The following is a 13,921-nucleotide window of genomic DNA, read 5'->3' as shown; positions in this document are numbered from 1 at the left end:
CGCCATCGGCGCCTTTTTCATGTCAGGGAAATCCACTCAGAGAATTTGCCCCAGAGACTGGCGCAGATGCGCTCCGGAGCCAATCAGGCCTGGATTATCGTGCACAATCAGGAACACCGGAATGTCCTGCACGTAGGATTTGAAACGCCCTTTGTCCTCAAACCCGCCGCGGAAACCGGACGATTTAAAGAATTCGAGGAAGCGCGGCACGATGCCCCCGGCGATGTACACGCCGCCAAAGGTGCCGAGCGTTAACGCCAGGTTGCCGCCAAAGCGGCCGAGGATCACGCAGAAAAGCGACAGCGCACGACGACAGTCGATGCAGGAGTCATCCAGCGCACGTTCGGTGACGTCTTTAGGCTGCAGGTTTTCCGGCAAACGACCGTCAGATTTAACAATCGCGCGGTAGAGATACACCAGCCCTGGGCCAGACAGTACGCGCTCGGCGGAAACATGCCCCAGCTCGGTGCGCAGCTCTTCCAGAATGATGCCCTCTTCTTCGCTGTTCGGCGCGTAGTCTACGTGGCCGCCTTCGCCCGGCAGGCTCACCCAGCGTTTGTCCACGTGAACCAGGTGCGCGACGCCCAGACCGGTGCCCGCGCCGTATACGGCAATCGGTTTACCTTCCACCGGCTCTTTACCGCCGAACTGAATCAGATGCTCTTTTTTCAGCATCGGAATCGCCATGGAAACAGCGGTAAAGTCGTTAATAATTTCCAGATGCGTAAAGCCCAGATTATTCTTCATCTCTTCGATGGAGAACGCCCAAGTGTGGTTGGTCATCGCCACCCAGTCACCCGTAATCGGGCAGGCTATCGCGATGCAGCCCTCTTTTACGTCAACCTTTTGTTCATCAAGGTAAACCCGCACTACCGCTTCAAGGCTTGGATAATCCAGCCCGGAATAGGTTTTCGCTTGTGTAATCTCGCCATTGGCCAGATTACACAGTGCCAGTCGGGCATTGGTCCCGCCGACATCACCCGTTAACGCAAACTTTGTCATTCTGTTACTGCTCCGCTAAAGTCTGAATAAGTCTTTGGCACACTGTAAATTCATGGCGACATAACAACAACGACCAACACAGTAGTGCCCACGATTTATCGATCCCGGTCACACAATAACTTTACCGTTTCAGCATCAATTGCAATGAAGGTTTCATCATTTGGCGGCAAAGTATTGCGCGCTCAGAGTCAAAAGGAAATCACTATGCTCCACCCGCGAGCCAGAACCATGCTGCTGTTATCGGTCCCCGCCTTAATAATTGGTATTGCCTCCAGTCTGATTCTGGTGGTTATCATGAAAATTGCTGCCCTATTACAACGGCTGCTGTGGTCCACACTTCCCGCGAGTTTCGGTGTAAACATCGATTCCACGGCCTGGATCATTTTTATGCTGACCGCCACCGGTATCGCCGTTGGATTAGTGATTCGCTATAGCCCCGGTCACGCAGGCCCTGACCCGGCAACCGAACCCTTAATTGGCGCCCCGGTACAACCGTCTGCGCTGCCAGGCCTGATTCTCGCGTTGATCCTCGGCCTCGCAGGCGGTGTGAGTCTCGGCCCGGAACACCCGATCATGTCGGTGAACGTCGCGCTCGCCGTCGCCCTCGGCGCCCGCTTTTTCCCACGCGTGGGGGCCATGGACTGGACTATTCTGGCTGCCTCCGGCACCATCGGCGCCCTGTTCGGCACGCCTATCGCTGCCGCACTCATTTTCTCGCAGATGTTGAGCGGCAATGATGAAATCCCACTTTGGGACCGGCTGTTCGCCCCGCTGATTGCCGCCGCATCCGGCGCATTGACCACCAGCCTGTTCTTCCAACCGCAATTTTCCTTACCGGTGGCCCACTACAGCCATATGCGGCTGGTGGACATTTTCAGCGGCGCAGTGGTCGCTGCCATCGCTATTGCCGTCGGCATGATGGCGGTCTGGTGCCTGCCACGCCTGCATACCCTTTTGCATAAGCTCAAGCATCCGGTGCTGATCCTCGGGATGGGCGGTTTCCTGCTGGGTGTGATTGGTGCCTTTGGCGGGCCGATTACCCTGTTTAAAGGCCTGAATGAAATGCAACAGCTGGCCTTTAGTCAGACGCTTACGCCGACTGATTTCATGCTGATTGGGGTGATGAAACTGGCGGCCCTTGTCGTTGCGGCCGCCAGCGGTTTCCGAGGCGGGCGTATTTTCCCGGCGGTGTTTGTCGCTGTGGCGCTCGGGCTGATGCTACACGCGCACGTTGAGGCAGTTCCGGCGGCGATCACTATTTCCTGCGCCATCCTTGGCCTGGTTTTGGTGGTCACTCGCGATGGCTGGCTGAGCCTGTTTATGGCCGCCGTGGTGGTGCCTGACACCACTCTGCTACCGCTGCTGTGCATTGTGATGCTACCCGCCTGGCTGCTGCTGGCGGGTAAACCGGTGATGATCGCCAAACCACCGCGTTAATCTCCGTTACTGCGTATTGTTGCGGGCCTCCAGCGCCTGGGTCACGGCCCGCAGCAATTCAGGAATTTCGTGTTTCGGCAGTACCACTTCGACAAACGTCAACCGCTGGCGACGAGAAGCCAACTCCAACACTTCACGCAGTTGCACCGTTTCCGTCACTCGCCAACTTTGGGCCTGACAATTCAGGCTCAGCGCCTGCGGGATTTGGGTCCAGTTCCACAGCGCGATATCGTTGTAGCGCTGTTCCGGCCCGTGAATCGCCCGCTCCACCGTGTAGCCCTCGTTGTTCAATAGCAAAATCAGCGGCTTCTGCCCATCACGTAGCATCGACCCGATTTCCTGCACCGTCAGTTGCGCCGCGCCATCGCCCACCACCAGTACCACGCGCCGTCCCGGGGCTGCGGTTTGCGCGCCAAACGCGGCGGGCAGCGTAAAACCGATTGAGCCCCATAGCGGCTGCACAATCAACGAGGCGTCAGCGGGCAGTGTGAGCGCGGCCGCGCCAAAAGCCGCCGTGCCCTGATCCGCCAGAATGATATCCCCCGGCTGTAGCGCATCCTGTAACGCCTGCCAGAAACTGTTTTGACTCAGCGTTCCGCTGAATTTTCCCGCCGCAGGTTTCTTCTGTGAAGCCGGGGCCGTCCAACCTGAAGCGAGTTCCTCGCATAGCGATTGCAGCGCCTGAGCGGCCTGTTCCATTGGCAGACTACTGAACCAGCGCTTGCCTACGCGGGCAGAAAACGGCTGAAGTTCGATGGTTTTCTCTGCAGGAAGATGTTGCGTAAACCCGGCGGTGATGGTGTCGGTGAAGCGAGTCCCGATGCACAAAATCGCGTCGGCATCTTCAATCGCCGCGCGGGTGTCATCGGCGCTGGCCGCTCCGCTGTAGGTGCCGACGTAGCCTGCCTGATGCTCGTCAAACAGCCCTTTGCCCATCAGCAACGTGGCATGTGCCAGCGGCTGTGACGCCACCCAGTTTCTGAGCCTTGCTTGCAGGCCATAACGCTGGGCCAAAAAATCCGCCAGCATCGTAACCCGCTTCGCGGGTGTGAGCATCTGCCGTGCCGCCGCCGTAAACGCCTCGAGTGCGTTTTTATCCGCCTTCGCTGGCTCAACCGTGAGAGCGTTTACAGGCGCGGTAGCCGGGGCTTTGGCGACGTCTGCCGGCAGCATCAGGTATGCCGGACGGCGTTCGGTGAGCATTTCTCTCAGTACGCGGTCAATTTCCTGGCAGGCATTGCTGGCAGTCAGCTTCGCTCTGGCGACGCTCAGCGGAATGCTCATGTCAAAAAAGTGGCCGAAATGACCATCGCCCAGGGTGTGGTGCAGCAGTTCGCCCTTCTGTTGGCTGCCCGTGCCCGGCGCGCCAACGATATGCAAAACAGGCACGTACTCGGCAAAGCTTCCGGCAATGCCGTTCAGGGCGCTGAGCTCCCCGACGCCGTAAGTCGTAAGCAGGACGCCCGCGCCGTGTACCCGGGCATAACCATCGGCGGCATAGGCCGCGTTGAGCTCGTTTGCACAGCCCACCCAGCACAGTTTCGGGTGATCGATGACATGGTCGAGAAATTGCAAATTATAATCGCCCGGCACGCCGAACATATGGTCAATCCCGCATCCGGCCAGACGATCCACCAGATAATCCGCGATTGTGTAATTCGATTGCATAGCCATCTTCCTTTCGCCGCATAGATATTCTGAGTATTAGAGATGCGCGAAGTCTGTCCAGAAGGATAATGATTTGTTAGTGGAAAGTTAAATTTACAGATTTTAAGGGTGTACCTGCGCGGCAACATTGATTAGTGTAAACGTATACACACCCTTTCCTCATTGGAGGTTTTAATGGTTTATCAGGCAAATCCGGCACGCTATCAGGCTATGGAATATCACCGCTGCGGCCGAAGCGGGCTGAAGTTACCGGCGATTTCACTGGGCTTGTGGCATAACTTTGGCGATGAAACAAGGTTGGAAACCAGCCGTCAGCTGTTGCGCCATGCGTTCGATCTCGGGATCACCCATTTTGACCTCGCCAACAACTACGGCCCACCACCGGGGTCTGCCGAAAGCAATTTCGGTCGCATCCTGCGCGAAGATTTTTTGCCTTATCGCGATGAGTTGATTATTTCCAGCAAAGCCGGTTACACCATGTGGGATGGCCCGTATGGCGACTGGGGTTCGCGCAAATATCTGATTTCAAGTCTCGACCAAAGCCTGAAGCGTATGGGTCTGGAATACGTGGATATTTTCTATCATCACCGTCCTGATCCGGAAACGCCGCTGGAAGAAACCATGCGCGCGCTGGATCACGTGGTGCGTCAGGGCAAAGCGCTGTACGTCGGCCTTTCCAATTACCCGGCAGACCGCGCCCGCGAGGCGTTTGCAATTTTGCAGGATCTCGGTACGCCGTGTCTTATTCACCAACCGAAATATTCGATGTTCGAACGCTGGGTAGAAGACGGCCTGACGAATCTGCTGGAAGAACAGGGCGTGGGCTCAATTGCCTTTTCTCCTCTGGCGGGCGGACAGCTGACAGATCGCTATCTGAACGGCATTCCGGCGGATTCACGCGCCGCCAGCGGCAGCAAGTTCCTGAGCGCGGATAGCATTACCGAAGAGAAAGTCGAGAAGGCACGCAAGCTGAATGAAATCGCGCAGCAGCGTGGGCAGAAATTGTCGCAGATGGCGCTGGCCTGGGTGCTGCGTGATGACAAAATCACGTCGGTACTGATAGGGGCCAGCAAGACGGCTCAGTTGGATGACGCGGTGGGAATGCTCAGTAACCGCCAGTTTTCGGCGCAGGAAATAGCAGCTATTGACGCCATTCTGAACGGAACAAAATAACGCCAACTTTAGCAAAAAGTGCTGTGACCTGGGATTTAGGAGTTGCTCCAATGCTGTGAGGTTGTAACACCTCGTAAGATTGCGTTAACAGGCCCAATTAGGCCCCGATCGTAAGGAGAGATTCATGTTCAGGTCACTGATTCTGGCTGCAGTATTACTGGCGAGCGCCCCAATAGTGGCGAATGCAGGCGAACTTACCCTGATCCCATCGGTAAAATTACAAATTGGCGATCAGGATAATTACGGTAATCACTGGGACGGAGACCGTTGGCGCGACCGCGACTACTGGCGCCGTAATTACGAGTGGCGCGACGCACGCTGGCATCGTCATGACAACGGCCGCCATCACGGTTGGGACAAACGTAACGCCTACGAGCGCGGCTACCGTGAAGGCTGGCACGACAGGAATGACCATCGTGGCGGCTGGGGTCGCGGTCCGGGCCGTGGCGGTCATGGACACGGACACGGCGGACATCACCATTAAAAAAAGGCCCATCGGGCCTTTTTTCTTTTGTCGCTAAATTGATTTACAACTCCAGCAGCGTCCCGACCAGCAGCCAGCCATTCAACGCCACTACCAGCGCCACAATCACCCAGCCAGTCCATTTTACCCAGAGCTTATTAACCAGATCGCCCATCAGTTTCGCATCGCTGGTAAACCGCAGCAGCGGCACCAGCGCCAATGCAATACCGAAGCTCAGCAGCACCTGGCTCATCACCAGAATACGCGTCGGGTCCAGCCCCATAAAGATGACCACAAACGACGGCAGCATGGTGACCGCGCGACGGAACCACAGCGGAATGTGGAAGCGAATAAAGCCCTGCATGACCACCTGTCCGGCCAGCGTGCCCACCACGGTGGACGACAGTCCAGCAGCAATCAGGCTCAAACCAAAAATGGTCGCCGCAGAGTGGCTAAGCAGCGGCTCCAGCGTCAGGTACGCCTGATCCAAATCGGTAATCCCGGTGTGACCATTGAAGTGAAACGCCGCCGCTGCCGTGGCCATCATCGCCAGATTCACAAACCCGGCAATGGTCATGGCGATCGCCACATCCCAACGCGTCGCGCTATAGCGCTCCTGCCGCGAACCGCCGTGCAAGTGCTGCGTCAGCGACGAGTGCAGGTAAATCACGTGTGGCATGATGGTGGCACCCAGCACGCCCGCTGCAAGAAATACCGCTTCAGAGGTCGGAAGCGACGGGATAATCATCCCTTTCGCCAGCGGTGCCAGCGCGGGCTGCGAGAAAATAAGTTCGACGATGTACGCGGCCGCCACAAACAGCAACAACCCGCCGATGACTTTTTCCAGAGGTTTTTGGCCACGCCGTTGCAGCATCAAAATCAGGAAGGTCGCAATCCCGGTCAGGACCGCGCCCTGCAATAGCGAGATGCCGAGGATCAGCTTGAAACCAATCGCCGCACCAATGAATTCCGCCAGATCGGTGGCCATGGCGATAATTTCCGCCTGCACCCAGTAAAACCACACCAGCGGACGCGGGTAATGGTCACGAATTTGTTCCGCCAGGTTTTTACCGGTGGCAATCCCGAGTTTGGCCGACAGTACCTGAATCAGCATCGCCATCAGGTTCGCCCACACCACCACCCACAGCAGTTGATAGCCGTAGCTGGCCCCTGCCTGAATGTTGGTGGCAAAGTTCCCCGGATCGATATAGCCGATGGCAGCAATGAACGCAGGCCCCATTAATGCAAACCGCATCTTGCGCGCTGCGCGACTGCTGCTACTCTCAACGCGACTGTTTGTCATTTTCTGCCTCAGAAATATAGCCTTTGCTATGTTTCATGCTATCAAAATGAGAATGATTATCAAGTTCATTTAGCAAGGTGATAATAATTTCTTTGATAGACAGGAACGATAGCCGGGGGAACAAATATCAGCCATGTTATCGGGTAGAGTAACGTCAGGATGATTCAATCGTCAGATTAGTACAATAACTCAACTTTTAACACCTTTACATAACATAACAATTTTGTATGGTTGATCACCTTTTTTGAGTTTGCTCACAGGATTCACCGATAGTGCGGCGTAGATCTCGTTTTCTTTTAGCTTGTTGCATAGAATGTGCACGGAAATTTAACCTGCCTCATATTTGGAGCAAATATGGACCGCGTTCTACACTTTGTCCTCGCGCTTGCTGTGGTTGCGATTTTGGCTTTGCTGGTCAGCCACGATCGTAAAAAGATTCGCATTCGCTATGTTATTCAATTGCTTGTCATTGAAGTTCTGTTGGCCTGGTTCTTCCTGAACTCAGATGTCGGCCTGGGATTTGTGAAAGGATTCTCCGAGATGTTCGAAAAACTTCTCGGTTTCGCTAATGAAGGGACAAATTTCGTCTTCGGTAAAATGAACGATGAAGGCCTCGCATTCTTCTTCCTGAAGGTGCTTTGCCCGATTGTATTCATTTCCGCACTGATTGGTATTTTGCAGCACATCCGGGTTCTGCCGATTGTTATTCGCGCTATCGGTACCGTGCTGTCTAAAGTCAACGGTATGGGGAAACTGGAGTCATTTAACGCGGTTAGCTCCCTGATCCTCGGTCAGTCCGAAAACTTCATCGCTTATAAAGACATTCTCGGCAAGATGTCGCGCAACCGCATGTACACCATGGCGGCGACCGCAATGTCTACCGTTTCGATGTCCATCGTCGGCGCGTACATGACCATGCTCGACCCGAAATTTGTGGTTGCAGCGCTGGTGCTGAACATGTTCAGTACCTTCATCGTTCTGTCACTCATCAACCCGTATCAGGTCGATAAGAGTGAAGAGAACCTGCAGATGTCTAATCTGCACGAAGGTCAGAGCTTCTTCGAAATGCTGGGCGAGTACATTCTGGCTGGCTTCAAAGTGGCGATCATCGTTTCCGCGATGCTGATTGGCTTTATCGCTCTGATTGCTGCGCTAAATGCGCTGTTCTTCACCGTGACCAGCTGGTTCGGCCACGGTATCTCCTTCCAGGGCATTCTGGGCTATATCTTCTGGCCTGTAGCGTGGGTGATGGGCGTTCCTGCTCATGAAGCTCTGCAAGTCGGCAGCATCATGGCAACCAAAATGGTGTCTAACGAATTCGTTGCAATGATGGATCTGCAGAAAATTGCCAGCACGCTCTCTCCGCGCGCGGAAGGCATCCTGTCCATCTTCCTGGTTTCCTTCGCCAACTTCTCGTCCATCGGTATCATCGCTGGTGCGATTAAAGGTCTGAACGAAGAACAGGGTAACGTGGTTTCACGCTTCGGCCTGAAACTGGTTTACGGTTCTACGCTGGTGAGCGTGCTGTCTGCATCCATCGCCGCACTGGTTCTGTAACTAATCGGGCGATGCCCGGCGGCGCTTCACTTGCCGGGCCTACGGTGTTGTAGGCTCGATAAGCGTCAGCGCCATCGGGCAAAAAAGAGCTGACGAGTTTGTTACCAATCTAAAGCCGGGCAACGATGCCCGGTTTTTTTTATGCCTGCAGTTCCGCGAGAGGACGGGGTTTTCCAATGAAATACCCCTGCAAATATTCCACACCCATTTCGTACAACAGCGTTCGTTGTGCCTCGGTTTCAACATATTCCGCCACCAGCGTCAGGTTTTTTACCCGCGCCAGTTCACAGATAGATTTGACGATCATCGCGTCCACCGGGTCGGTGAGAATGTCACGCACGAAGCAGCCATCAATCTTAACGATATCCGCCTCCAGTCGCTTCAGGCGCTCGTAGTTCGCGTAACCGGTGCCGAAGTCATCAATCGCTATCAGACAGCCGTAATCGCGCAGACACTGAATATTCAGCACGCTGATTTCCGAACTGGAAAACGCCTGTTGTTCGGTAATTTCAATGGTTACCAATTCCGGGGCAACGTCGTACTGCTTGAACAGCGAGATAATTTTATTGGCACTCTCTTTCTGCATCAGCGTGAACGGCATCAGGTTGACGGAGAAACGCTCGCCCGGCAGATCTTTCATCGCTTTGAACAGCGTCTCAACTACCAGCAAATCGAAACGTTTACTGAGGTTGAATTGCGCAATAACCGGGATGAACTGATCGGGGGTGATGATTTGCCCGTTGCAGGTCATTCGGGCCAGAATTTCGTGATAGCGGTGGCCGGACTGGCTAACAATCGGCTGCGCGTAAAGCGTTAAGCCGCCTTCCATCAGCACTTTCTTCACGCGGTTCAGCTGCATTACGCGTTCCGTGGTGTTGTCAGAGACCGTCGCCAGGCTGTTATCGAGCGCCAGTACGCGCCGTGCGGCGCAGGCCTGCTCTGATAACCAGCTCAATTGCCCCAGCGTGTGGTGCAGGGCTTCGCCCTCCCCTTCAATCACGCCCCACGCCGCGCCAAATTCCAGATCCAGCGCATCGCCCTGCCAGTTAAACGCCTGGCTGTTGAGGAAATCGACGATATACGCGAGTCTCGCGGCGGTTTCAGAACCGTGCAGCACCAGCAGCAGTTCACTGCCTGGCAGCTGGAAAAGCTGTTCCTCGCGGCCAAGCAGATGTTGTAAATCCCGGGCGACCATTCGTTTGCAGTGCACACGCATCATCATCCCGTAGTGGCGGCTTAAGAACTCGAGATTATCCATCCGAAGGCAGCACACGCTGGCCTGAGAATGATTCTCCAGATAGCTTTCAAAGGCGCGCAGATTCGGCAGACCGGTCAGCGGATCCTGCCACGCCTGGTTGTGCCATTTGCGGCGGAGGCCATTGCTGCGGGCCTGTAATTGCGACATGTAAAGCATGCATATGGTGAATGAGATAAGCACTGACATCACAAATGACAGCGCATATTCGGTGTTCACGCCTTGTAAGAAGTTGTCGTTGTAGACCACCAAAATAAAGGCGCAGATCCCCCACAATAGGCAAATCAGTGGATAGCTAAAGCGGTTGATGACAAGGAAGAACATGATGAAAACGACGGGTACCAGATAACCCGCGATGTAATCCGACTCAAATGGCGCGCAGAGGATTAGCAGAAATGCGCTCAGCGCCACCAGCCAGTTCACCGTAAACAGCCAATGATGGCGGCTCAGCGCAGGTCGGATATCACGCAGCCAGAACTTTCGCGCGTACTTCGGGTTGATGAGCATCCGCAGCGGGTAATAAAACAGCATGGTGAAAATGAGTCCGGCGCAAATCAGGCTCTGAATATCGACAAGGCTGTAGATAACCGAGGCGGAAACAAAATAGCCGGAAACCGATATCGGGAAATCCAGCCACAGCCCCGCCAGATACATCGACCCTTTGAGCATCAGCGGCGCAAAGAAACAGGCCCAGAAAATACGTTGGCCCATGTACCGGTTGGGCAGGCCGAAGCGCCAGCTCTTGCCTATCAGCACGCGCAAAATCCCGCAGGAGAGTATCGGGGCAAACAACTGGCAGAACACCAGCACCAGATTTTGCCCAAAGGGCAACGGCATATACCAGGTGTTGGTCACAGCAAACGCCAGGATCAATGGCAGCACCGCGTGGCGACCAAACAGCAGCAACATCGACAAAATGACGCACAGCGGCAGCCAGGCGAGATAAATGGCGTTGCCATCTATCACCGTTTCCGGCGCCAGAAAGCGGGCCACTGGGATTGAGAAAATACTTAAGGTTAGCGCCAGCAGAAACTTTTTGGCAGAGGCGTTATTTTTCAACTTCATTTTGGCTTGAGGAGAATTCCGGCTGGGCACATGACTGCAACCGGGAAATATTATGTTTATTAATTGAGCGAAGCAAGTTCTCAGGTCAAGAAAAGTCCCATTGTTTATACGGAGTTTAACCTCCAGATACGTTTTAACATCAGTATGCCGGTTTCTTACAATTTCGCGGGCGCAGAAAAGCAAAAACCCCCGCCGAGGCGAGGGTTTGAATTTTGGTGGAGCTAAGCGGGATCGAACCGCTGACCTCTTGCATGCCATGCAAGCGCTCTCCCAGCTGAGCTATAGCCCCACAATTTTTACTTCACGTTCCAAATCTGCTGGGTGCAGAATTTGGTGGAGCTAAGCGGGATCGAACCGCTGACCTCTTGCATGCCATGCAAGCGCTCTCCCAGCTGAGCTATAGCCCCATAACGTAAAGCGTGTCGTGTTGACGGGCGGCATAATATGAATTCCCTTGCCAGGTGTCAACGGCAAAATGTTCACCTCTATTTCAATCGATGAAAAAGCACTCAACTGAATGACATTGCGTACGCTCTCGCAATCAGGAGTTAAACGCGTCACGTTTTCACGTAAAAGGATGCTATAAGATGAACCATTAATTCCCACACAGGCACTCAGGAAATAGCATGCTCAAGGAACGAATGACGCCGGAGGAACTTGCCCATCTGACCGGTTATAGCCGCCAAACAATTAATAAATGGGTACGAAAGGAAGGATGGCAAACGTCGCCTCGTCCGGGTGTTCAGGGCGGTAAAGCACGTCTCGTGCACGTCAGCGACGACGTCCGTGATTTTATTCGCAGCGCCCAGCGCGCCGCCGATTTCTCCGGCGGGGCATATCATCCCGCAGAAGACAGCTTTGATGCCCTTCTGCTATCGCTCGCAAAAGAAATGTCAGACCACGAGCAAAAAGAGCTGACCAGCCTGCTACTGCGCGAAGGCATCACCGGTCTGCTTCTCCGCCTGGGTATCCGTACGCAAGGACAGTGATGAACATACTTCACAGCAAAATGACCACGCAGGAGCTGGCGAACTGTGTGGGTGTGGCCAAACAGACCATCAATCGTTGGATCCGGGAACAGGACTGGATAACGGAGTCGATCCCTGGCGTGAAGGGTGGTCGGGCACGGCTGATTCATATCACGCCGGAAGTCAGAGATTATCTCGCCACCACACCAAAACTACGTCACCTCAAACTTTCCTTACAGGCAGCCGAACCCGAGTATATCTACCACGCCCAGGACAACGATCCGGTCTGGCGGAAAATTCAGGATGTCTTAGTCATGATGGAGCCTGATGAGAAACAGCGTTTGCAGGCGCTGCTGGTTCGGGAAGGGTTAAGCGGTTTTCTGCGACGACTTAATATCGCGGACGAAAGCGCATAAAAAAACGGCAGGCCTGAGCCTGCCGTTTCTTATTCCAGCCTGTTACTGCTGGCTTTCACGCTCAGCAATAAACGCCAGCGCTTTATTGATACGCGCTACGCTACGGCTCTTGCCAATCGCGTGAACGGTAACATCCAGGCCTGGTGACTGACCGGCGCCGGTGACGGCGACACGCAGCGGCATCCCAACTTTACCCATGCCCACTTCCAGCTCATCAGCGGTTGCCTGAATCGCGTGATGCACGTTTTCTGCAGTCCACTCGGTGATGGCTTCCAGTTTATCGCGCACCACTTCCAGCGGCTGACGTGCTACCGGACGCAGGTGTTTCTTCGCCGCGTCGGCATCGAACGCATCAAACTCTTCATAGAAGTAATGGCAGCTTGCCGCCATCTCTTTCAGGGTTTTGCAACGCTCGCCCAGCAGGGTCACCAGCTCAGACAGCTGTGGCCCAGTACGGGTATCGATTTTTTCCTGCTCGATGTGCCACTGCAGATGGGTCGCCACATATTCCGGCGCCATCGAATTAATGTAGTGGTGGTTCAGCCATTGCAGTTTTTCGGTATTGAACGCACTGGCAGATTTGCTGACCGCGCCCAGCGAGAACAGCTTGATCATCTCTTCACGGGTGAAGATTTCCTGATCGCCGCTGGACCAGCCCAGACGCACCAGGTAGTTCAGCAGCGCTTCCGGCAGATAACCGTCGTCGCGATATTGCATTACGCTCACCGCGCCGTGGCGCTTGGACAGTTTTTTGCCGTCGTCGCCGTTAATCATCGACACGTGTGCGTACACCGGTACCGGCGCGTTCAACGCTTTCAGAATGTTAATCTGACGCGGGGTGTTATTGATATGGTCTTCGCCACGGATAACGTGGGTGATTTCCATATCCCAGTCATCAACCACAACGCAGAAGTTGTAAGTTGGGGAACCATCGGTGCGGCGGATGATCAGGTCATCCAGCTCCTGGTTGCTGAACTCGATTGGGCCACGGATTTGGTCGTCAAAAATAACGGAGCCGTCCTGTGGGTTAGCAAAACGCACTACGCACGGTTCATTATCAGCATGATGCTCATGACCGTGGCGGCAGCGACCGTCGTAACGTGGCTTCTCGCCGTTAGCCATTTGTTCTTCACGCAGCGCTTCCAGACGTTCTTTCGAGCAGTAGCATTTATAGGCGGTGCCCGCGACCAGCATCTCGTCAATGGCCGCGTTATAGCGATCGAAACGTTTGGTCTGGAAATACGGGCCTTCGTCCCACTCCAGGCTCAGCCAGTTCATGCCATCCATAATTGCTTCGATGGCTTCCGGCGTAGAGCGCTCGAGATCGGTGTCTTCGATACGCAGCACGAACTCACCGCCGTGGTTGCGAGCAAAAAGCCAGGAGTAAAGAGCAGTACGCGCACCGCCGACGTGCAGATAGCCTGTCGGGCTTGGCGCGAAGCGAGTTTTGATTTTCATGAAATGGCCTTACGTTTAGGACGTTGCCGACAGCCGGCGGATCCTCAATAAAAATAATGCTGATATTCTATCACTCCCGCCTGAATCCTCAACGTTCATCCCTGTGAATCGCTGCGCTTAGCTGATTTTGTTTATAAATCATGCGCCACGGAACGA

General features: G+C 54.6%; 12 protein-coding genes and 2 tRNA genes. 6 read left to right on the top strand and 8 right to left on the bottom strand.

All coding sequences use genetic code 11. The annotated features are described in order from the left end of the window. Positions 1 to 36 precede the first annotated feature (36 nt). Positions 37 to 1,002 (bottom strand): glucokinase, encoded by a 966-nt coding sequence (gene glk, locus A8O29_RS06735; protein ID WP_125354158.1) that lies wholly within the window; start codon positions 1,000 to 1,002, stop codon positions 37 to 39. A 204-nt stretch (positions 1,003 to 1,206) separates the two neighbouring features. Between glk and A8O29_RS06730 the strand changes: the two genes are divergently transcribed. Continuing rightward, entirely contained in the window at positions 1,207 to 2,439 is a 1,233-nt protein-coding gene (locus A8O29_RS06730) for an ion channel protein (RefSeq protein ID WP_125354157.1), read from the top strand. Positions 2,440 to 2,445: 6 nt separating this feature from the next. Here the strand turns inward: A8O29_RS06730 and A8O29_RS06725 are convergent, their stop codons facing one another. Beyond that, a complete protein-coding gene (locus tag A8O29_RS06725) occupies positions 2,446 to 4,107 on the bottom strand; it encodes an alpha-keto acid decarboxylase family protein (RefSeq protein ID WP_125354156.1) in 1,662 nt (553 codons plus the stop codon). Positions 4,108 to 4,281: 174 nt separating this feature from the next. On the opposite strand from A8O29_RS06725, the gene mgrA reads away from it, so the two are divergent. Together mgrA and A8O29_RS06715 are read left to right on the top strand one after the other, a co-directional pair. Beyond that, on the top strand, positions 4,282 to 5,280 hold the full coding sequence (mgrA, locus tag A8O29_RS06720) for an L-glyceraldehyde 3-phosphate reductase (RefSeq protein WP_125354155.1): 999 nt from the start codon (positions 4,282 to 4,284) through the stop codon (positions 5,278 to 5,280). 124 nt (positions 5,281 to 5,404) lie between these two features. Further along, complete coding sequence (locus tag A8O29_RS06715; protein WP_125354154.1) at positions 5,405 to 5,764, top strand: DUF2502 domain-containing protein; 360 nt, start codon at positions 5,405 to 5,407, stop codon at positions 5,762 to 5,764. Between the two features lie 43 nt (positions 5,765 to 5,807). Here A8O29_RS06715 and A8O29_RS06710 read toward each other — a convergent pair whose 3' ends face one another. Continuing rightward, positions 5,808 to 7,046, bottom strand: a complete 1,239-nt coding sequence (locus A8O29_RS06710) for an Nramp family divalent metal transporter (RefSeq protein ID WP_125354153.1) — start codon at positions 7,044 to 7,046, stop codon at positions 5,808 to 5,810. Then, complete coding sequence (locus tag A8O29_RS22940; protein ID WP_420805094.1) at positions 7,027 to 7,083, bottom strand: hypothetical protein; 57 nt, start codon at positions 7,081 to 7,083, stop codon at positions 7,027 to 7,029. Before A8O29_RS22940 ends, A8O29_RS06710 begins: the two co-directional genes overlap by 20 nt. A 317-nt stretch (positions 7,084 to 7,400) precedes the next feature. Between A8O29_RS22940 and A8O29_RS06705 the strand changes: the two genes are divergently transcribed. Next, entirely contained in the window at positions 7,401 to 8,603 is a 1,203-nt protein-coding gene (locus A8O29_RS06705) for a NupC/NupG family nucleoside CNT transporter (protein WP_125354152.1), read from the top strand. Between the two features lie 139 nt (positions 8,604 to 8,742). On the opposite strand, the gene A8O29_RS06700 is transcribed toward A8O29_RS06705, so the two are convergent. The 3 genes from A8O29_RS06700 to A8O29_RS06690 all read right to left on the bottom strand — a co-directional run bounded on the left by A8O29_RS06700 (position 8,743) and on the right by A8O29_RS06690 (position 11,330). Then, positions 8,743 to 10,923 carry a sensor domain-containing phosphodiesterase gene (locus A8O29_RS06700; protein ID WP_125354151.1) on the bottom strand — a complete coding sequence of 727 codons (2,181 nt, stop codon included), beginning with the start codon at positions 10,921 to 10,923 and terminating at the stop codon, positions 8,743 to 8,745. A gap of 213 nt (positions 10,924 to 11,136) precedes the next feature. Continuing rightward, a tRNA-Ala gene (locus A8O29_RS06695) sits at positions 11,137 to 11,212 on the bottom strand. A gap of 42 nt (positions 11,213 to 11,254) precedes the next feature. Further along, positions 11,255 to 11,330: transfer RNA gene (locus A8O29_RS06690), tRNA-Ala, on the bottom strand. A 219-nt stretch (positions 11,331 to 11,549) separates the two neighbouring features. On the opposite strand from A8O29_RS06690, the gene A8O29_RS06685 reads away from it, so the two are divergent. Further along, positions 11,550 to 11,912: a YfeC-like transcriptional regulator gene (locus A8O29_RS06685; protein WP_125354149.1), complete on the top strand. Its 363-nt coding sequence runs from the start codon at positions 11,550 to 11,552 to the stop codon at positions 11,910 to 11,912. After that, positions 11,912 to 12,307 carry a YfeC-like transcriptional regulator gene (locus tag A8O29_RS06680; RefSeq protein ID WP_125354147.1) on the top strand — a complete coding sequence of 132 codons (396 nt, stop codon included), beginning with the start codon at positions 11,912 to 11,914 and terminating at the stop codon, positions 12,305 to 12,307. The genes A8O29_RS06685 and A8O29_RS06680 overlap by 1 nt, the downstream gene beginning before the upstream one ends. A gap of 42 nt (positions 12,308 to 12,349) precedes the next feature. On the opposite strand, the gene gltX is transcribed toward A8O29_RS06680, so the two are convergent. Further along, a complete protein-coding gene (gltX, locus tag A8O29_RS06675; RefSeq protein ID WP_125354145.1) occupies positions 12,350 to 13,765 on the bottom strand; it encodes a glutamate--tRNA ligase in 1,416 nt (471 codons plus the stop codon). Between the last annotated feature and the right edge of the window lie 156 nt (positions 13,766 to 13,921).

The sequence above is a fragment of the Scandinavium goeteborgense genome, from assembly GCF_003935895.2.
Classification (GTDB): Bacteria; Pseudomonadota; Gammaproteobacteria; order Enterobacterales; family Enterobacteriaceae; genus Scandinavium; species Scandinavium goeteborgense.
This window is presented reverse-complemented; position numbering and strand designations above follow the sequence as displayed.